General features: G+C 69.3%; 18 protein-coding genes. 12 read left to right on the forward strand and 6 right to left on the reverse strand.

Features of this window, described 5'->3' with window-relative positions:
- Positions 1-64 precede the first annotated feature (64 nt).
- From ACZ1DY_RS11880 to hemW, 3 genes are all read left to right on the forward strand, one after another.
- A complete protein-coding gene (locus ACZ1DY_RS11880; protein ID WP_126729537.1) occupies positions 65-478 on the forward strand; it encodes a VOC family protein in 414 nt (137 codons plus the stop codon).
- Positions 479-563: 85 nt separating this feature from the next.
- Complete coding sequence (locus ACZ1DY_RS11885) at positions 564-920, forward strand: hypothetical protein (protein ID WP_465484352.1); 357 nt, start codon at positions 564-566, stop codon at positions 918-920.
- A 64-nt stretch (positions 921-984) separates the two neighbouring features.
- Positions 985-2199, forward strand: coding sequence for a radical SAM family heme chaperone HemW (gene hemW / locus ACZ1DY_RS11890; RefSeq protein ID WP_257488276.1), 1215 nt, complete (start codon positions 985-987; stop codon positions 2197-2199).
- 193 nt (positions 2200-2392) lie between these two features.
- Here hemW and ACZ1DY_RS11895 read toward each other — a convergent pair whose 3' ends face one another.
- Genes ACZ1DY_RS11895 through ACZ1DY_RS11910 form a run of 4 tightly spaced genes read right to left on the reverse strand, consistent with a single transcriptional unit; the run spans position 2393 to position 8431 of the window.
- Positions 2393-3103 carry a hypothetical protein gene (locus ACZ1DY_RS11895; RefSeq protein WP_126729532.1) on the reverse strand — a complete coding sequence of 237 codons (711 nt, stop codon included), beginning with the start codon at positions 3101-3103 and terminating at the stop codon, positions 2393-2395.
- Complete coding sequence (locus ACZ1DY_RS11900; protein WP_465431147.1) at positions 3100-4902, reverse strand: carbamoyltransferase family protein; 1803 nt, start codon at positions 4900-4902, stop codon at positions 3100-3102. Before ACZ1DY_RS11900 ends, ACZ1DY_RS11895 begins: the two co-directional genes overlap by 4 nt.
- A gap of 20 nt (positions 4903-4922) precedes the next feature.
- Entirely contained in the window at positions 4923-6200 is a 1278-nt protein-coding gene (locus tag ACZ1DY_RS11905; protein WP_465484353.1) for a hypothetical protein, read from the reverse strand.
- Positions 6197-8431, reverse strand: a complete 2235-nt coding sequence (locus tag ACZ1DY_RS11910; protein WP_465484354.1) for a glycosyltransferase — start codon at positions 8429-8431, stop codon at positions 6197-6199. Before ACZ1DY_RS11910 ends, ACZ1DY_RS11905 begins: the two co-directional genes overlap by 4 nt.
- Before the next feature lie 320 nt (positions 8432-8751).
- Here ACZ1DY_RS11910 and ACZ1DY_RS11915 point away from each other — a divergent pair, with 320 nt between their 5' ends.
- The 4 genes from ACZ1DY_RS11915 to ACZ1DY_RS11930 are packed head-to-tail and all read left to right on the forward strand — an operon-like array spanning position 8752 to position 12633.
- Positions 8752-9477, forward strand: coding sequence for a hypothetical protein (locus ACZ1DY_RS11915; RefSeq protein ID WP_465485643.1), 726 nt, complete (start codon positions 8752-8754; stop codon positions 9475-9477).
- Positions 9478-9488: 11 nt separating this feature from the next.
- Positions 9489-10577, forward strand: coding sequence for a hypothetical protein (locus ACZ1DY_RS11920; protein ID WP_465484355.1), 1089 nt, complete (start codon positions 9489-9491; stop codon positions 10575-10577).
- The gene (locus ACZ1DY_RS11925) at positions 10574-11617 is read left to right on the forward strand and encodes a GNAT family N-acetyltransferase (protein ID WP_192745805.1); all 1044 of its coding nucleotides are present in this window, start codon (positions 10574-10576) and stop codon (positions 11615-11617) included. Before ACZ1DY_RS11920 ends, ACZ1DY_RS11925 begins: the two co-directional genes overlap by 4 nt.
- Positions 11611-12633, forward strand: coding sequence for a GNAT family N-acetyltransferase (locus tag ACZ1DY_RS11930; protein ID WP_465484356.1), 1023 nt, complete (start codon positions 11611-11613; stop codon positions 12631-12633). The genes ACZ1DY_RS11925 and ACZ1DY_RS11930 overlap by 7 nt, the downstream gene beginning before the upstream one ends.
- Before the next feature lie 134 nt (positions 12634-12767).
- On the opposite strand, the gene ACZ1DY_RS11935 is transcribed toward ACZ1DY_RS11930, so the two are convergent.
- Positions 12768-13442, reverse strand: a complete 675-nt coding sequence (locus ACZ1DY_RS11935) for a TetR/AcrR family transcriptional regulator (RefSeq protein WP_257488269.1) — start codon at positions 13440-13442, stop codon at positions 12768-12770.
- A gap of 108 nt (positions 13443-13550) precedes the next feature.
- Between ACZ1DY_RS11935 and ACZ1DY_RS11940 the strand changes: the two genes are divergently transcribed.
- Genes ACZ1DY_RS11940 through ACZ1DY_RS11960 form a run of 5 tightly spaced genes read left to right on the forward strand, consistent with a single transcriptional unit; the run spans position 13551 to position 17617 of the window.
- Positions 13551-13949, forward strand: a complete 399-nt coding sequence (locus tag ACZ1DY_RS11940; RefSeq protein ID WP_465484357.1) for an SgcJ/EcaC family oxidoreductase — start codon at positions 13551-13553, stop codon at positions 13947-13949.
- On the forward strand, positions 13946-14302 hold the full coding sequence (locus tag ACZ1DY_RS11945; RefSeq protein ID WP_257488267.1) for a hypothetical protein: 357 nt from the start codon (positions 13946-13948) through the stop codon (positions 14300-14302). Before ACZ1DY_RS11940 ends, ACZ1DY_RS11945 begins: the two co-directional genes overlap by 4 nt.
- 29 nt (positions 14303-14331) lie before the next feature.
- Positions 14332-15132 carry a siderophore-interacting protein gene (locus ACZ1DY_RS11950; RefSeq protein ID WP_465484358.1) on the forward strand — a complete coding sequence of 267 codons (801 nt, stop codon included), beginning with the start codon at positions 14332-14334 and terminating at the stop codon, positions 15130-15132.
- A gap of 10 nt (positions 15133-15142) precedes the next feature.
- A complete protein-coding gene (locus ACZ1DY_RS11955) occupies positions 15143-16378 on the forward strand; it encodes a serine hydrolase domain-containing protein (RefSeq protein WP_257488265.1) in 1236 nt (411 codons plus the stop codon).
- 9 nt (positions 16379-16387) lie between these two features.
- Entirely contained in the window at positions 16388-17617 is a 1230-nt protein-coding gene (locus tag ACZ1DY_RS11960; protein WP_465484359.1) for a styrene monooxygenase/indole monooxygenase family protein, read from the forward strand.
- Here the strand turns inward: ACZ1DY_RS11960 and ACZ1DY_RS11965 are convergent.
- Complete coding sequence (locus tag ACZ1DY_RS11965) at positions 17593-19056, reverse strand: alpha/beta hydrolase (protein ID WP_465484360.1); 1464 nt, start codon at positions 19054-19056, stop codon at positions 17593-17595. The genes ACZ1DY_RS11960 and ACZ1DY_RS11965 overlap by 25 nt on opposite strands.
- Positions 19057-19197 lie beyond the last annotated feature (141 nt).

The following is a 19197-nucleotide window of genomic DNA, read 5'->3' on the forward strand; positions in this document are numbered from 1 at the left end:
CGGTCAAACCACTATGCCTATAGTACTACGCATCAAGTGGTTAAGGACTGGGAGGAAACACCAGATGCAACTCAGCGGTTTCGGTGCCTGTGTGCTCGTCGACGACATCGCCGAGACCACCGCCTGGTGGAAGCGGCACATGCAGCTGACGGTGACGATCGAGCTCGACTGGTTCTCCAGCCTCAACGTCGGCGTCCCCGGCTATGAGATGAGCTTCGCCAAGCGTGGTCACAAGGCCACGCCGGAGCCGTGGCGGGCGCAGGAAGCGGCCGGTTCCATGGTCGGCTTCATGGTCGACGACGCGGCGGCCGAGTACGAGCGGCTGCGCGAGGAGGGGGTCAAGATCGTCACCGAACTCGTGGACGAGGAGTTCGGCCAGCGGCACTTCTACATCGAGGACCTGAACGGCTTCCTGATCGACATCATCGAGGTGATCCCGCCGTCGCCGGAATGGCTGGCCGCGAACGGGTTGGCCTAGTACCGCTTCGGGTGAGTGAGGCCGCGCGGGGCCGCCGACGGCGCTAGCTTCGATCTCCGATCCACAAAGGACGGAGGAGTTGCGCATGCGCCGATGGGTGGTCGCCGCGATGGTGCTGGCGTCCCTGCTGATCCCGGGTACCGCTTCCGGGGCGCAGCAGGGGTGCAGGCTGATCTCGCCTGACGAGGGGGCTGTGCTGCACAAGGGCGACTCGTACCGGTTCGAGGCGGTCGGCTGTTCGCCGGGCGTCCGGGGGCATGTGGCCCATACGGTGCTGGTCGAGGTCGCCATGAGCCGCCACGCCGTCACGGACCGCTACGGCGACTGGTCGGTCGACCACGTGGTCAACGACTACTCGCTGAGCATGGAGACGCTCGTCTGGGTGCGGTTCGAGGACGGCACCCGCTCCACGTCGGTCAAGGTGCGCATCGCCGACCGATGACGCGTTCCGTGAAGGCCTCTTTCCCCGGGGAAGGAGGCCTTCACGGCGTGGGGGACACTGGGGTGTGCCCGCGTTGCTGCCCGAAACCACCACGCCCGTCGAGTCCGCGCTCCCCGAGAGCGCGCTGGAAGGGCTCGGCACGCGACCGTTCGGTGTCTACGTGCACGTCCCCTTCTGCGCGACCCGCTGCGGCTACTGCGACTTCAACACCTACACCGCCGGCGAACTGGACAGCGGTTCGTCGCCGCAGTCCTGGCTCGAAGGCCTCAAGCGCGAGTTCGACCTCGCCGCGCGCGTGCTGGGGAAGCCGCCCGCGGTCGACACCGTCTTCGTCGGCGGCGGCACCCCGTCCTTGCTCGGCGCGGACGGGCTCCGAAGCGTTCTCGACGCAGTTCGTGACACCTTCGGTCTCGCGCCGGACGCCGAGGTGACGACCGAGTCCAACCCGGAGTCCACCTCGCCCGAGTTCTTCGCGGGTATCCGCGACGCCGGATTCAACCGGATCTCGCTCGGGATGCAGTCGGCCGCGCAGCACGTGCTGAAGATCCTCGACCGCGTGCACACCCCGGGCCGTCCGGTCGCGGCCGCCGAAGAAGCCCGCGCCGCGGGGTTCGAACACGTCAACCTCGACGTCATCTACGGCACGCCGGGGGAGCGGACCGAAGACCTCCAGGCTTCGCTGGACGCGGTGCTCGCCGCGGGTGTCGACCACGTCTCGGCGTACGCGCTGATCGTCGAAGAGGGCACCGCCCTCGCCCGCCGCATCCGCCGCGGCGAGCTGCCCGCGCCGGACGACGACGTGCTGGCCGCCGACTACGAGATGATCGACCGCGTCCTCGCCTCGGCGGGGCTGCGCTGGTACGAGGTGTCCAACTGGGCGACCTCGGAGGAAGCCCGCTGCCGGCACAACATCGGCTACTGGCGCGGCGGCGACTGGTGGGGCGCCGGTCCCGGTGCGCACAGCCACGTCGGCGGCGTGCGCTGGTGGAACGTGAAGCACCCGGCTCGCTACGCCGCGTCCCTCGCCGCCGGAGAGTCACCGGCCGCGGGCCGTGAACTGCTGACCGACGAAGACCGGCATCTGGAACGCGTGATGCTGGAACTCCGGCTGTCCGAAGGGCTTCCGCTCGACGCCCTCGACGACGACGGCCGGGCCGAAGCCCGCGCCGCCGCCGCCGAAGGACTGCTGGATCAGTCCGCTTTGGACGGTCAGGGCCGGGCGGTGCTGACCGATCGGGGGCGGTTGCTGGCCGACGGCCTGGTGCGGCGGCTCACGTGAACGGAGGTGTTGCGAAAGCCACTTTCGCAACGTTGAAGGTTGTGAAAGTGGCTTTCGCAACTTCCTTGACCGACATGGCGGCCCGGGTGACGAAGGCGTCGCGAAAGCCACTTTCGAGACATCCAACGTCCTGAAAGTGGCTTTCGCGACATGCGCCGGCATAACGGGGCCGACGGGCCAAGCCACGACTGACCTATGCCTCGCGCGAGGTCGAAGCGAGACCCAGTGCCCGGTCGACCCACCGGCCCACCGGCAGCGCGACCACGACCGCCGCCAGCACCAGATGCACCAGCATGAACATCACCGCGACCGGAACGCTCGGCGGCCCGCCGAGGAACACGATCATGTGCGAAGCCCACTTCAGCTCGGTCGGCTTCGTCCCGGCCGCCCAGACGTCGTTGAGCGCCCAGAACGTCAGGTCGTTCGCGCCCGAGATCACCACGAGGATCGCCGCGACCCCGGTCTTGAGCACGTTCGCCGTCCGGCCACCGCCCAGCCGGTACGCCATCAGCCCGAACAGGACGATGAACGTCACGATGAACAGTTCGAACTGGTACACCGGCTGGAAGGCGTTCTCGTCGGTGGCGGCGTTCCTGGCGAACGCCTGGATCCGCATGATCAGCTCGGTGTCCAAATAGGACATGTAGACGAACACCGCGAGCACGATCAGCGCCGGACCCCATTTGCTTCGCGGGAAGAGCGCCACCGTGGCGACCGCGAACACGAACGGGCACAGCTTGAACGCCCAGTCGACGACGTTGTCCAGCGTCTGGTCCGGCGGCAGGATCACCATGATCAGCAGCGTGGTCACCACGGCCGGGACGGCGGGCACCAGCCACAACCATTTCCGCCGCCGGTAGAGCGCGGGAACCCAGCCGTCGGTCTCGGGCAGTGTCGCGGTCACAGGTCGTCCTTCTCTGCCCAGAACGGCCCGAGGGCGAGGGCGTCGACGTCGGTCTTCAGGTAGCAGGCCACCGCGTCGGCCGGGCTGGCGACGATCGGTTCGTTGTTGTCGTTGAACGAGGTGTTGACCACCATCGGCACGCCGGTGAGCTTCTCGAACTCGCTGATCATCCGGTAGTACAGCGGGTTGTCGGATTCGGTCACCGTCTGCACTCGGGCGGTGCCGTCGACGTGCGTGATGGCCGGGACCTCGTCGCGTTTGTCCGGCAGGACGTCGAACACCAGCAGCATGACCGGCGACGGGTAGTCGCTGACGAACCAGTCGCCCGCGCGTTCCGCCAGGCACGACGGCGCGAACGGCCGGAAGGCCTCGCGGTGCTTGACCTTCTCGTTCATCCGCGTCTTCGAGTCGGGGTCGCGCGGGTCGGCCACCAGGGAGCGGTTGCCGAGCGCACGCGGCCCGCATTCCATCCGGCCCTGCACCCAGCCGATGATCTTGCCTTCGGAGATCTTCTTCGCGGTGTGCGCGGCGATGTCGTCGACCTTGGTGTAGCGGACCCCGGCGTCCTGCAGCGCCAGTTCCATCTCCGCCTCGGTGTAGTCGGGGCCGGTGTAGGTGTAGCCGTCGCGGGGACGCGGCTTGCCGTACTTGCCGACCGACACCTCCAGCGCCGAGCCGAGCGCGCAGCCGTCGTCGGCGGCGGCGGGCTGGGCGAAGAAGTCCTCGAACGGGGTCTCCAGCAGGATCCGCCCGTTCATCACGCTGTTCAGCGCGACACCGCCGGCGACGCACAGCCGCCGCGATCCGGTTTCCCGCTGCAGCCAGCGCGCGATGTGCAGCCCGGCTTCCTCCAGGGTGACCTGCAACGCGTAGGCGACGTCGCAGTAGTGCTGCGGCACCGGGTTCTCCGCGGTGACCCTGGTCTTGGGCCGTGCCGGGCCGAACAGGTCGGTGAACTTCTTCGACATCACGTGCTTGCCGGTGCGGTGGTGGCCGAAGAAGCTCAGGTCGAGCTCGTAACCGCCGTCGTCGTCGAGGTGGATCAGCTGCTTGAACGCGTCGACGTAGGTGTCGTTGCCCAGCGGCGCCAGGCCCATGATCTTGCCTTCGTCACGGGTGGGGTAGAAGCCCAGATAGCCGGTGACGCCGGCGTACATCGCGCCCAGCGAGTGCGGGAACTTGATCCGCCGGATGTCGATGATCCGGTTTCCCTTGCCGTGGCCCAGATAGGTCGCGGTGCCGTCGCTGCCGATCCCGTCGAAGGTGAGCACCGCCGACTCTTCCCACGGCGAGATGAAGTACCCGCTGGCGGCGTGCGCCTTGTGGTGGTCGACCAGATGCGTCTTGAACTTCGTCGGGCCGGTCCAGCCCACGGCCTCCTTCACGTCGCGTTCGAGGGTGAAGGACCGCTTGATGTGCGCGAGCACCGCGCCGCCGACGTGGTAGTCGTCGACGCCTTTGCCGCCGCCGGTCTTGAACGTCTCCACCATTCCCGCCGAGGAGCCGCCCTCATCGCCGTTCTGGTTGCGGAATACCTCCAGCGTCGCGGGGAAGTACTTCGCGAACACCTTCGCCGCGTGGATGCCTTCGCGCCAGCGCTGCCAGTAATAGGCGACATGGTCGACGTCGGCGAGGGTGATCCCGCCGCGCTCCAGGCAGAACTTGATCGCCTCCGCGGGGAAGTCCCCGTCGTGCTTCTTCCGGGTGAAGCGTTCTTCTTCGGCGAACGCGATGATCTCACCGTCGCGCACGAGCGCGGCCGCCGAGTCGTGGACCCTGCTGATTCCCAGTACGTACATTTCCTTCTCCAGTGCGACGTTCAGAGTTCGGGGTGGTGGCGGCGCAGCAGCCGCCGGAGGACGATCGCCCGCGCGCCGATCGCGAAGACGAGTGCGGCGAACCCGCCGACCGGCCCCATCGCCGGGACGAGCGCGACGGCGGCCAGTGGGGTGGTGACCAGACCGGCGATCGACGCCGACGCGGTGAGCGTGAGGACCTTGCTGTTGGTGTTCTCGATCAGGAAGCCCGCGTAGAGCTGGATGGCGAACAACACCGTCTCGACCAGGACGAAGACACCGAGGACCACGTACGCGCCGACGGCGTCTTCAGCGGTCAGCACCGCGCGGGCCGCCGGGACCACGAGGGCGATGCCCACGAGGAGGAGAAAGGCGAGCGAGCCCCGCTCGACCAGCTTCAGCAGTTCGACCGCGCGGGCCCTCCCCGCCGCCGCACCGCTTCCTCGTAGTCGCGCGGAAATCGACGGCTGGTGCACCCGGAGCTGGTAGAACAGCAGCGAGCAGAACGCGCTGCTCGCCAGCAGGGCGACGTAGAACGGTCCACTGTCGACGGTCCGGCCCGCCAGCGCCAGCACCCCGAACACCGTCGACGTCGCGAGGACGTCCAGCACCTCGGTCATCCCGAGCAGCACGGTGGTCCGGCCGAACGCGGGCAGGAGCCGATGTCCCGCGATCCTCTGGACGCGCAGCCACTTCCTCGGCAGCAGTGCCGCGGAGAAGCCGAGGATGAGCAGGATCCCGCCGAGCAGCAGACCGAGGTGCGTCAACGGCGGCCAGCGGACGAACCAGGTGCCCACCGTCACGGCGCCGACCACCAGGGCGCCCGCGGTGAACGCCAGAGCGTCCAAAGTGGACCTGCCGGTGAAGCGGTGCAGGCCGGAGACCGTCATCAGCAGGCCGCCGGAGATCGACCAGCCCGCGGACGTCAGGTACAGCGCGGCGTCCGAGTCCGGCGCGACGATCAGCGCGACCGCCATCGCCGCCAGGACCACCAGTACCGGGACGACGGCGACGCGAACGGCCAGCGCCGCGACCGCGTCCCGCGTCATCCGCAGCCTTGGCAGGCATTTCAACGCCGACTTCTCCGCCGCGGACGGCACGAAGTGGAGCCAGGTCATCAGCCCGAGCGCGGTGGCGAACCGGCCGTAGTCGTGCGCGCCCCACGCGGTGATCAGCACCAGGCCCATCGCCTGGATGGCCAGCCGGAAGACACCGCGCCCGGCGAGGAGCCGGAGCACCATCGACGGCTTCGGCGCCGCGATCGACGCGGTGCCGTCACCGGTGAGCGAGGTTCCGGTCAAGGGAGCGGTACCGCCATCCCCTGCTCGTCGAGCAGGAACTTCAGCGTGCCGCGCAACTCGTCCTCCGCCGCGAGCACCTCGGGCACGGTCGGCGCCGAAAGCACCGCATAGCCCATCTTGTAGCCGGCCTGCTCGTACGGTTTGACGTAGGAGTCCTGTTCCGCGAACAGTTCCAGGTTGTGCACCGCGGGCATCGCGCGGACCTCGTCTGCGCCTTCGATGCGCACGATCCGGCCCCCGCGGTCGGAGGCGAGGATGTGGATGAGCGTCGGTCGCGGGTCGCGCGGCGAGAGCACGACCTCGTCGCCGGTCGCGGCGGCGATCCCCGCGGCGATCAGGTCGACGCCGGTGCTGTGTTCGATCGCCTCGGCGAGGCCGTTCCCGCCCATCCGGGCGCCCATCTCGATCAGGTAGAACTTCCCGTCACGGCCCAATACCGCGTCGAGCGTGAGCGGCCCGGTGCGGTAGCCGAGTTCGGCGCACAACGCGGCCAGCATCACCGGCAGCGCGCGGTCCACCACCGGCGGCAGCCCGGCGGGCAGCAGATGGGACGCCGTTACGAAGAACGGCGGCGGGGTCAGCGTCCGGCGGGTGACCGCGTGGAACACGATCCGGCCGTCGACCACGAGCGCTTCGATCGTGTAGTGCGAGCCGTCGAGGTGTTCCTCCACGACGAGCTTGCCCGACGGTGAGAACGCGAGAGAGTCGGCGAAAGCGGTGGTCAGGCCGCCGGGGCTGGCGCACGAGACGACACCGCGGCTCCCGGAGGAGTCGACCGGTTTCACCAGCGTGGGAAACCGCAGCTGCTGCGCGGCGAGCGCGAGATCCGGTCCCGGCTTCCCGCCGACACTGCGGTAGGTCGGCAGGCGCAGCCGGTCACAGAGTTCCCGGAAGACCGACTTGTCGACCGAAGCGGCGACGGCGGCCTCGGGCAGCGGGTCCGGCAGACCCCAGTGCCGGGTGAGCCAGGCGAGCGCGGGCAGCCCGACGTCGCTGGCGGGACAGAGCACCCCGGCGATGTCGTCCCGTCCCTCGAGTGCCGCCGCGATCTGCTCCGGCGCGCGGACGCTGACCTGGACGAACTCGTCGGCCAGCGCCACGGCGGGCGCGCTCGCGCGGACGTCCACGCAGATCGTGCGGAAACCGAGTTCCCGCGCCCGGTGGTACGTGCTGACCGAACCGTCGGCACCGCCCAGGATCACCAGGCTCCGCGCGGCCGCCGTGTCTTCGGTTTTCTTCACTCCCGCTTGCCTTTCCCCAGGATGGATCTCGGCCATGGCCGAGGCGTAGAGCCGGTCGTCCTCGTCGACCGGGAAGTTGGCCTCCCTGATGTAGAACTGCCGTGGCCGCGGCTGTCCCGCGCCGACCACGACCAGGTAGCGGACGGTCAGCGCGAGCACCGCGAGCAGCACGGAGAACAGGACGAACGTCAGCGCCGAAGCGGCGGTCAAGCCGAGCAGCCCGGTGGCGGCGGCGATCCCGGCGAGTACCGAGATCCCGGCGGTCAGCATCGCCGTGCTCGAAGCCACCGTCGTCAGCCGCCGGGTGAAGCCGACGAACAGCTCGATGGCGTGCGAGGAAAGGAAACCGAAGCCCACCTTGGACTCGCCGCGTTCACGGGCCCGGTGAGCCACCTGGACCGTGGTGTAGCGGCTGGTCAGCCTCGGCACGGTGGCGAGGAAGTACGGGGTACCCAGCCGGAGATCGACGATCTTGCGCGCGAGTTCCGTGCGCACCAGGCGGAACGCCGTCGCACCGGGCGGGATCTCGATGCGCAGCACACGACGGCCGAGGAAATGGAAGGCGGCGGTTCCCCACTGTCTTGGTAAGGGATCTTGCCTATTGGTGCGGACACCGAAAACGGCGTCGTGGCCCTCTTCGGCCGCGTTGATCAATTTCCCCGCTTCGGAGGCCGGGAACTGCTGGTCGGCGTCGATGTGCAGTAGCCACGGTTTTCCCGCGTACCGATAACCGGCGGAAAAGGCCGCCTCGAAGCCGAAGTTCCTGGTGAAGGACACGTACCGCACCCGGGGGTCGGTGTGCGCGAGCGCCCGGATGACGTCCAGTGTCCCGTCGGTGCTCCCATCGTCCACATAGAGCAGTTCGAGTGGGAGATTTCCCAACTCGGCGACGATCTCCCGGTAGGAGGGCTCGACGTTGTCGACTTCGTTGAAGCACGGGACGACCACGGTGAGTCCACTCCGCGTGGGTCCGGGTATCGACCAGCTCATCTGGCGAATCCCCGCGGTGTGTGCGCTATCGTGTTCGTGGCGTCACTCGTCGTGATTTCACGGTTCATGAGTCCCCTTGCCCCAGGTGCCGGCAGGTCGTGCCGGTTCGAAAGTTCCCGTGTTATAGGCAGACTTGCTTTGTTCCCGCCAGCACATACCGAAAGTTCGTCCTTTCAGCTCAGTCGAAAAGATGGGAAGTCGGGCGAAAACCGGATGAACCTGGCGCGGGGTATTCCCAAACCGGCATCGATGACGCAAGCTTGCGCGCCATGTGGACAGTGGGGGTGAGTGCCGCCTGGCGTGCCGCCTACCGGCGGTCCGTGCGGTCGGCCTTCGCGACGGTGCCGTTCTACCGGGAGCGCTGGGCACTCGACGGCAGAACGGATCCCGTGCTGGTGCCCGGTCGCACCGGAACGGACGGCGGCGCGGCGCCGCTGGCCGAGGCCGTGCACAAGATCGTCGACCTGGTGCCGCTCGCCGGTGGCACACAACGGATCGACCCGAGCCGAGGCCTGGGGCCCGTGCTGCGTAAGGCACGTTCGGTGACGGGGGACGCACTGGTCGTCGTGCTCGGTGGGGACGAGGTGCGGGCGCCGGTGGACCTGCCGCGGGGAGTTCGTTGCTGCGTGGTGGATCCCGACGTACCGGCGCCGAGTGTCCTGGCGGAACTGTCGGCCGAGCTCCGCCGTGGTCGCCGCGTGCTCGCGATCGGTGACGACAAGCAGCTCGCCGTGTTCGCGGCGGCACTGCCCGAGGACCGTGCGTACCGGGTCGAATCCGTACCGCGACGAGAACTGGACACAATGGACTCCGGACCGTACGGGGTGCTCCACGATCCGGCCCTGGGCTACCTGGGCGCGATCAAGGCATGCGGCCGGTGGCACCTGGACTGGCCTCGCGTCTACGCGCGCCCGACGACGGGCGGTCTCGCCTTCACGCTGCTGCGTCAGGATTCCCCGCGGTTCGTGGACGTGCTCCCGGCGGGTGGTGTCCGTGGTGAGATCGCGCCTTGCCCGCGACACGGGACACCGGTCGTGCACACGTGACGGGAACGAAGATGGCGGCACGGAGCACCACGTTCGACGTCGAGGTGCTCGATCCGAGAAGCGCGGCCGAACCCGAAGGCTGGAGTGGTTTCCTGCGGCGGGCGCGGTTGTGGCCGGTGTGGGAGTACGACGTCCTGCGCCGGGAAGCCTGGATGGCGAAGAACCCCGCGGTGCTCGCGGTGCTCCGCCGGAACGGGACGATCGTCGGCGCGTTCACCGTGATGGTGTGCCGGAGCTGGCGGGCGGGCGACTTCGCGCCGCTGTCCGTACTGGGTGGCAGGTTCCGCCCGCGCTGGGCGGAGGCCTACCTCTGGCAGCTCAGCGGGTATCCCGCCGGGGTGCTCGACGAACGGCTGGACGACACCGAGCGGCGGGAAGTGGTGCGCCGGTTCGAGCGGGCACTGTGCGCCCACCTCGGCCCGGGGCTGCTGGGCTTGATCTATCGCGCCATGAACCCGGAACTCCTCCCGGCGCTGGACGGCCGCGGCCGGATGTCCCGCGAGATCGACCCGGCCGCCGTCCTGACCAACGAGTACTCCACTGTGGACGAATGGGAACGGTCGCTCGACGACGAGATCCGGAAGACGCTGTACGACCTGCGTGAAGATGGGGACCTGCGCACCGAGGCGGCGACGGCGCGCCGGGACCTGGACTGCCACGAACTCGCCGTGCTGCTGAACGCCCACCGGTCCCGGCAGGACGACCGCGCCTGGGCCGGAGGACAGCGGTCGCGGTTCGGCGGGCTGCACATGGACACCCGGAGCCCGATCGCACCGTCCTATCTGGACGCGCTCGTGCGTCGTCCGGACGTCGTCACCCGTACCTACCGCGACGGATCCGGGCGGCTGCTGGGATTCGGCACGGTGTTCGACGCCGACGACGGCTGTGCGCTGCATCAGTGGGCCGCGCTGCCGAGCGCGGGCGGCGGACGGAAAGGGCTCTATGTCGACTTCTACGCCAGGGCGGTGGAGCACATGATCACGCATCGACGCCCCGAATTGACCGCCGGCCGGGCGATGCTGGAGAACAAGACCGCGCTCGGCTTCGGCACCAGGCCCCTGGTGTCGGTCGCCGTGCCGAGACCGGTGCTGGGCCGATGAGCTGGGAAGTGCGGGTGCTCGACCCGCGGACCGACCCCGAACCCGAGGGCTGGGCGGGATTCCTCGCCGCACAGCAGGCGCCGGTGCCGTGGGACTACGGGTTGCTGCGGGTGGAGTCGCGTTTTTCCCGCAGCCCGAACGTGCTCACCGTGATCACCGACGGAGGCGAGATCGTCGCCGCGGTACTGGCGATGCTGTGCGCCCCGGTCTCGCCGGACCGCCCCGGTGCCGTGCGCGGCGTCGCGCGGCTCGGACCGCGCTGGGTCGAGGTGCAGCACGCGTGGCTTTCCGGATACCCGCCGTGGCTGTTCGCCGACGGTGTCGACGCCGCAGACCGGCGGGAGATCATGCGCCGGTTCGAGCGTGCCGTGTGCCGCTTCACCGGGCCGGGGTGCCTGGGCGTCCTCTACCGGACCGTCGAACCCGAGTCGCTCGACATGCTGACCGGACGGGGCAGGCCCGTGCGCGACACGATGCCGACGTCGGTGCTGGAGAACCGGTTCGTCGACGTCGACGGGTGGCTGGCGTCCCTGCGCCGGAGCAGGCGGCTGAGCCTGCGCAGCCAGTCGAAGAAGATCGCGGCCGACCCGGGAGTGATCGTCCGCACCGAGGCCGGGCGCACCGACCTCGACGCGCTGGAGCTGGCCACCATGCTGCGGGAGCACCGGGAACGGATGGGACCGGTGAAATTCGACTGGCGCGGTCCGGTCACCGCCGAATACCTCGGCGAACTCGTGCGCAGACCGGATGTGATCACCTCGACCTACCACGACGGCGAGGGCAGGCTGCTCGCGTTCACCAACGTGCTCGACCATCCCGTCGTGCCGCTGCACCAGCATTGGGCGGCGCTGGCCCCGGAAGAGGGGCGGCCGAAGCACCTCTACTTCGAGGCCGTCGTCCGGAATGTGCGCTACATGATCGAAGGCAACCGAAAGTCGCTGTCGATGGGGCGAGGACTGACCGATCTGAAGGCGACGCTCGGCTTCCAGCCGGTCCCGCTGCTCGGGGTCATCGTGCCGAGACCGGTGACGCGATGGTGATCGAAGTCCTGGATCCCCGCCGCGATCCGGAGCCCGCGTACTGGAAAGCGTTGCGGGCCAAGGCGGGTCTGCGTGCGGACTGGAGCTGGGAGGTGCTCACCACCCAGGCGTGGGCGGCGCGCACCGAGCAACCGGTCACGGTCCTGCTCGAAGCCGGTGAACCGCGGGGCGTGGTCAGCTCCGCCTGGGTCACCGGACTTACCCGGCGGCACCGGTTCGCCCGCCCGGTGGGACGAGGCCGGTTCGGCGGGCTCGACGTCCGCTCGCCCGGTTCGGGGGCGATGCCGGGCTGGTGGTTCGACGACGCGGCCGAGGACGGCGGCGTCGGCATGCTGCTGGACTCGTTCGTCCCGGCCATGCGCGCGGAACTCGGTTTCGGCCTGCGCGCACTGCTGGTGCGGCAGGTCGGCGAGTCCGGAGTGGACAGTGTCCGCGGCCGATTGAAGATGGTGCGCCGGACCGAGGACGTCGCCGTCCTCGACGTCACGCCGTTCTCGAGCCGGGACGACTGGATGCACTCGCTGGCCAGGAAACGCAAGCAGAACCTGCGCAAGATCTTCCGGACCTTCGACGCCGACCCGTCGGTCGACGTTCGCGTGCGTCCTGGTGCCGAGGCCGATCCGGTCGAAATCGCGGAACTGTTGCGGTACAACGAGACCAAGCACCACGACGTGCCGATCGTGCCGCTTCCGGCGTTCGTGGGCTACCTGGGCGCGCTGCTGCGGCAACCGGATGTGCACGTCATCGAGTACCGCGAGACGACCACGGGCCGGGCGCTCGCCGTCGCGACCCTGCTCGACCACCCGGCTTTGCCGATCGCCCGGCACTGGGCGGCGCTGCCGCCAGAACTCGGCGGGCGGCCCAATCTGTACTTCCACTTCTACGGTGAAACGGTGCGGTGGGCGGTGGAAGGCGGGCGGCCGCGGGTGGTGTTCGGGAAGAAGATGTCGGAGATAAAGACTTCGCTGGGGGCTCAGCTGGTGCCGCAGTACGCGGCCGCGGTGGCGCTGCTCTGAGCTCGGCCGGACGCCACGTGTGTCTGGACGGACGACGCGCTCGCCCCGGCCATGCGTCCCGAGAGGTTGCGAAAGCCACTTTCGCAACCTTCAACGTTGCGAAAGTGGCTTTCGCGACACGTCGCCAAGTCGGATCACGAGGCGGCGGAGGCCAACCCGCGCAAGAAGAGATCGATGGCGAACTCGAAGCGTTCCTGCGCGGTCTCCGCGGTGAAGTACTCACCCGAGGCCAGCAGGTTCGGGAAGGCGCCGGGCGGGAACGACGTCATGTACTCGACCATCCGCTTGCCGCGTTCCTCCTGTTCGGCCAGATCGATGTCGCCGTGCTGCCAGCCCGCGCCTTCGTACGCGAAAGCCTTGGCGTAGAGCCATAACGCGTCCGCGGCGAACAGGGCACGCTTGAGGTCGAGGCCGCCCGCGCGCAGCACCGCGAGCATCGCTTCGGCCTGTTGCAAGGCGTTCGCGCCGACCGGCACGGGAATGGCCCACGCGATCTTGGCGATCCCCGGGACCGACGTCAGCGCGCGCACGTTGTCGCGCAGCAGCTCTTTCGCCTGCTCGACCCAGCGTTCCGGATCCGGCTCCGGGAACGGGCCGAAGGCGAGGACGTGGTCGACCATCAGCTCGTGGAGCTCTTCCTTGTTCGCCACGTGGGCGTAGAGCGACGCCGGGCCGGTCTCCAGCGCCTGGGCCACGCGCCGCATGCTCACCGCCTCCAGTCCCTCGGCGGCGAGGAGGTCCAGTGCCGTCTTCACCACGAGCTCCTGGGACAGCACGGGTTTCTCGGCGCGACGCCGGGGCCTGCTCACTTCGTTCGCCTCCTGGTCCGGGGTTCGCCGGGAACTCTACTTGACGCGAACACCGTTCGCCTGTAGAACGGTGTTCGTCAAACGAACAGTGTTCGTTCAGGAGGAATCATGACCGATCGACAGACCGAAGTCCTCGCCGTGCTGGGCAGACTCGCCGACGCGTGGAACGACGGCGACGCGGCCGCGTACGCGTCGCTCTTCACCGAAGACGCCGACTACGTGACCTTCTTCGGGATGAACATGCCCGGGCGAGCGATGATCGAAAGCGCGCACCGGTCGCTGTTCGAGGGGCCGCTCAAGGGATCGAAACTCAGGGCGGGCGGCGAGGTGAAGGTGCGGTTCGTCCGGCCGGACGTCGCGATCGTCGTGTCCGGTGGTGGGTCGTCGCTGTCGAACGGCAAGCCGGAGCCGGGCCGCGAGTCGACGCTGACTTACGTCCTCGTGGAGGAGTCCGATGGCTGGCGCGTCGCGTCGTTCCAGAACACCCGGGTGAGCGATCCTTCGTGAAGCTCCTGGTCGAGGTGTCCGGCGTGGTCCCCGCGCCGGCGGCGGAAGTCTTCACCCGGCTTGCGGAGACGCTGCGGGCCCAGCCGTACAACCCCGGTTTCGAGCTGGACGCCGAGCGTCGTTTCCTCGCCCAGCAGGGTGGCTGGTGGTATCGCGGCGAGTACACCGTCGAGGAGGATCCGGCCGGTGCCCGGGTGACCCACCGGGTGTACAACGTCGCCACCTGGAGCCGGTGGGCGGTACCCCTGGCGAACCGGTTCTTCGCCGGATTCGCCGAAAGTGTCGGCGAGAGCTTTGATCGGATGATGGGAGACCTCGCCCGGCCCGACGGCGAAAGGCGTACGCTCGGTTAGGTTCACCTAACCAAGGAAAGGAAGTGTGCATGGCCGAGGCGCGGAGAGCGGTGTCGGGGATCCGGCTGCGGGTGCTGCGCACCGAGCGGATCACCCCGCACATGGTCCGGATCGTCGCCGGGGGCGAAGAGATCTCTTCGTTCCGGCCCAACGAATTCACCGACGCCTACGTCAAGGTGCACTTCCGGGTGCCGGGTGTCACCTATCCCGAACCGTTCGACCTGGCCCGTGTCCGCGAAGAGCTGCCGCGCGAGCAGTGGCCGCGGATGCGCTCGTACACCGTCCGGGCCTTCGACGCGAACCTCGGCGAGCTGGCGCTCGACTTCGTCCACCACGGTGACGAGGGCGTCGCCGGGCCGTGGGCCGCCGCCGCGAAGCCCGGCGACGAGCTGCTCGTCTCCGGTCCTGGCGGGGCGTACGCGCCGGGTGAGGAGGCCGACTGGCATCTGCTCGCCGGTGACGAGAGCGCTCTGCCCGCCATCGCCGCGTCACTGGAAGCGATGCCGGCGGGTGTTCCCGTGCACGCGTTCATCCTGGTGGAGGACGCGGCCGAAGAGCAGTCGCTCACCACCAAGGGCGACGCGCGGATCACCTGGCTGCACCGGAGCCGGGGCGACGACCTCGCGGCCGCCGTCCGCGCGCTCGACTGGCGCGAAGGTGTCGTGCAGGCGTTCGTCCACGGCGAGGCCGGGTTCGTCCGGGACCTCCGGCGCCATCTGCTGGACGACCGGGGTATGCGGCGCGACCTGCTGTCGATCTCCGGATACTGGCGGATCGGGAAGACCGACGAGGCGTGGCGACTGGAGAAACAGGCCGAGCGGAACGCGTAGCCTCGGGCGCATGATCGAGCTGAAGGTGGACGTCGACCCGGCCGAGGTGGGTTTCGACGCGGAGCGGCTGCGCCGGATCGACAAGCACTTCGACGGGTATCTGGAGCGAAAGCGGCTCCCCGGGTATCTGGCCGTGGTGGCCAGGAACGGGAAGGTCGCGCATCTCGCGTCGAACGGGTTGCGCGACATCGAGGCCGGGCTGCCGGTGGAGACCGACACGATCTGGCGTGTCTACTCGATGACCAAGCCGGTCACCTCGGTCGCCGCGATGATGCTCGTCGAAGACGGCCTCATCGACCTCAAGGATCCGATCTCCCGCTGGCTGCCGGAGTTCGCGGAACCGCGGGTCTTCGCCGGGGGCTCGTCGCTGAAGCAGGCGACCGTGCCCGCGGCCGAACCGATCCGCCTCTGGCATCTGCTCACCCACACCGCGGGGCTCACCTACGGGTTCCACCGCACGCATCCGGTCGACGCGGTCTACCGCGAGGCGGGGTTCGACTTCGGCACCGCGCCGGGGCTCGATCTGGCGGGCGTGTCCGAGGCGATCGCGCGGCTGCCGCTGCTGTTCGAGCCGGGTACGGAATGGAACTATTCGGTCGCGACGGACATCCTCGGCAGGCTCGTCGAGGTCGTTTCCGGTCAGTCGCTCGACGTCTTCTTCGCCGAGCGGATCTTCACCCCACTCGGCATGCACGAGACGGGATTCCAGGCCGCCGCCGGCGATCTCGACCGGCTGGCCGCGCTCTACGTGCCCCATCCCGCCACCAAGGAGCCGTTCCGTCACGACGAGCTCGGTGCGCTCGGCCGCGTGAAGCCCTCGTGCTTCTCCGGCGGCGGCGGGCTGGTCTCCACGGCCGGTGACTTCCACCGTTTCGCCCAGATGCTGGTACGCGGCGGCGAACTCGACGGCGTCCGGCTGCTCGGCCCGCGCACGGTGCGGCTCATGGCGACCAACCACCTGCCCGGCGGCGTGGACCTGGAGACCTGCGGACGGACCGGGTTCTCCGAGGCGCCCTACGACGGTTTCGGCTTCGGGCTGGGCTTTTCCGTGCTCGACGATCCGGTGAAGGCCAAGACCCTCGCCAGCGCAGGGGAGTTCGCGTGGGGTGGCGCGGCGAGCACCGCGTTCTGGGTCGACCCGGACGAGGACGTCACGGTCCTGTTCTTCACCCAGTTGCTGCCCTCTTCCACCTACCCGATCCGCGTCGAATTGAGGAACCTGGTGTACCAAGCCTTGCTCGACTGAGGGGGAGCCATGCGCCGGATCGTGGTGGTCGGGGCCGGTCAAGCCGGACTGGTCCTGGCCTTGGGCCTGCAGCGGCACGGATACGCCGTCACCGTGGTCACCGACCGCGACGCCGAAACGATCAGGGACGGCAGGCTCATCTCGAACCAGTGCGTGTTCCATCCCGCGCTGACCAGGGAACGCGCGCTGGGCATCAACTTCTGGGACGGGCGGGCGCCCGAGATCCTCGGCGCGTCGTTCGGGCTCGCCGGCGATTCCCCGGAGCCCGCCGTCTCGTGGCAGGCCCGGTTCGACCAGCCCGCGCAGTCGGTCGATCAGCGGGTCAAGGTGTCCGCCTGGCTGACCGCCTTCGCCGACCGGGGCGGCGAGGTGCGGATCGGCAAGGTGACTCCGGCCGGGTTGGAGGAGTACGCCCGAGAGTTCGAACTAGTGCTCGTCGCGGCCGGGCGCGGCCCGCAGTTCGACGTCCTCTTCCCGCGTGACGACGCGCGTTCCCCGTATCGTGAGCCGCAGCGGACCATCGGGATCCTGTATCTCGTCTCCGGCAGGGAAGAACCGCTTCCGGTTTATCCGGGCCTGACGTTCGGACTCTCCCAGGCCGGTGAGCTGTTCGGGCTGCCGATCCAGTCCGTGCGCGGGCCCGTCTTCGGCCTCGGGTTCTTCGGCGTACCCGGCGGCCCGATGGACGTCTGGGACGGCGTCACCGGCGTCGACGAGCACTTCGAGATCGCGATGACGTTGCTGCGCAAGCAGTTCCCGTGGGTCGAGGAGTCACTCGCCGGCGCCATCCCCAGCGGCCCGCTGGACGTCCTGCGCGGCCGGGTCCTGCCGATCGTCCGCGACCCGGTCGGGACGCTGCCGTCGGGGGCGAAGGTCCTGGCGATGGGCGACGCCGCGGTGACGAACGACCCGATCGCCGGACAGGGCGCGAACATGGCGGCGCACGCGGCCGCGGTCTACGAACGGCGCGTCCTCGACCACGGCGACCGTCCGTTCGACGAAGCGTACCTGCGTGGCACCTTCGCCGAATACTGGGAAAAGGCGCAGCACGCGACCCGGCTGAGCAACGATCTGCTCGGACCGCCGCCGGATCACGTGCTGGCCACCCTGGAAGCCGCGCAGACGGCGCCCGAGGTGGCGCGCCGGTTCGCGAACATCTTCGCCGATCCCGTCGACTACGCCGGTTGGCTCACCGACGCGGACACCGCACGGGCCTACCTGGCGTCGAACGGCGCGTGATCCGGGGCGCACACGGTGCCGCGCGCCGGAAGGCGTCCGTGAGACAGATAGGCGTCGACAGCCGCGTCGACGCAGGCGCTGCGGTTCAACGCGCCGTGCCCCCAGGCGTCCAGCGTCAGCAGCCGCGCGTTGCCGAGGATGCGTTCGGCCCGCGTCGCCCCGGCGTACGGCGTTTCGGGATCACCCTTGCCGTTGGCCAGCAACAGGATCGGCGCGGTCGGCCGGTTCCACGGTCCCGTGTATCGCGCCGGGTCGGAGGCGGGCCAGAAGGCGCACGGCAGGGAGAGATACGCGTCGTAGGAGCCGAAACCGCGGCCTTCCCGGTCGGCCGCGCGGGCGGCGCGGGGCCAGGCGGCCGGGTCACGCGGGTTCGCGGTGTCGGCGCAGATCGTCCCGCCGCCGCCCATCGCGGAATCGAAAGGTGTCGCGATGGCCTTCGCCGCGACAGGATTCGCCACGGACTGAAGGAATTGCGCAAGCGCGGGCGAATTGGCCTCGTCGGTCAGCGCGTGGTGGGTACGCCGGATGACCTCCTGATAGGTGACCGGCCCCGGCGTGGCTTGCAGCCGGTCGAGGAGCGCGTCGTACTTGGCCCGTAAGTCCGTCCCCGGCTCGCGGAACGCGCACCGGGTGTCGGCCGCGCACGTGTCGAGGAACGCTTGCAGCGCGCGGTCCGCGTCCCGGAAGCCGCCGAGCCTGATGCTGAACGGGACGTTCGCGTCCTCCGGACGGTGCCCGGTGGACCAGGCGATCGGATCGTTGACCGCGTCCAGCGCCAAGGCGCCGACGCGATGGGGGAAGAGGTTGGCGTACACCTCGCCGACATAGGTGCCGTAGGAAAGCCCGTAATAGCGCAGGCGGCGCTCGCCGACGGCTTCGCGCATCCTGTCGAGGTCCCTGGCGACGTTCGCGGTGGACAGGTGGCCGAGCAGCGGCCCGGCGTTGCGGCCGCAGGACGCGGTGACCTCGCGGGCGTCGGCGAAATGCCGGGTCTCCTGCTCCGCGGTGATCGGGAAGTTGCCCAGGATCCGTTTGAGCGGCTCGGTTTCGGCGTCGCTGGTGAAACAGCGGACCGGCGTGCTGGCGCCGACGCCGCGGGGGTCGAAGCCGACGATGTCGAACTGCCGGTGCAGGGACGGGGTCTGGAACCTGCTGAAGCGGCCGTTGTTCCCGGGGCCGCCGGGGTTGGTGAACAGGGTGCCGCGTTTGTGCTTCTGGTCCGTCGCGGGGAGGCGGCCGAGCGCGATGGTGATCCGGGGACCGCCCGGGTCCTGATAGGACAGCGGGACCTCGATCTCGGCGCAGTCGTACCCCGGTGGCGATCCGGACGGGCAGGGGCCCCAGGCGAGACCCTTCGGCGCGGCCGAAACCGCGGGCGTGAGCGTGACGGCGGCGAGTGCGGTGAGAGTGAGCGCAGCAGCGATGCGGATTCTTGTCACCGGCCCAGCGTCCCGCCTCGCGGACGGGCGATCCCTGGTGCTCGTACCCGGAAAGATGGTGGGGCGTGCCCCTCCATGTTCAACATATAGCGCACCGGGGGGCTTGCGGCAAGACCCCGGTGGTACCGCAGAATCCTCGGC

It is taken from the genome of Amycolatopsis sp. PSD-21, assembly GCF_055561455.1.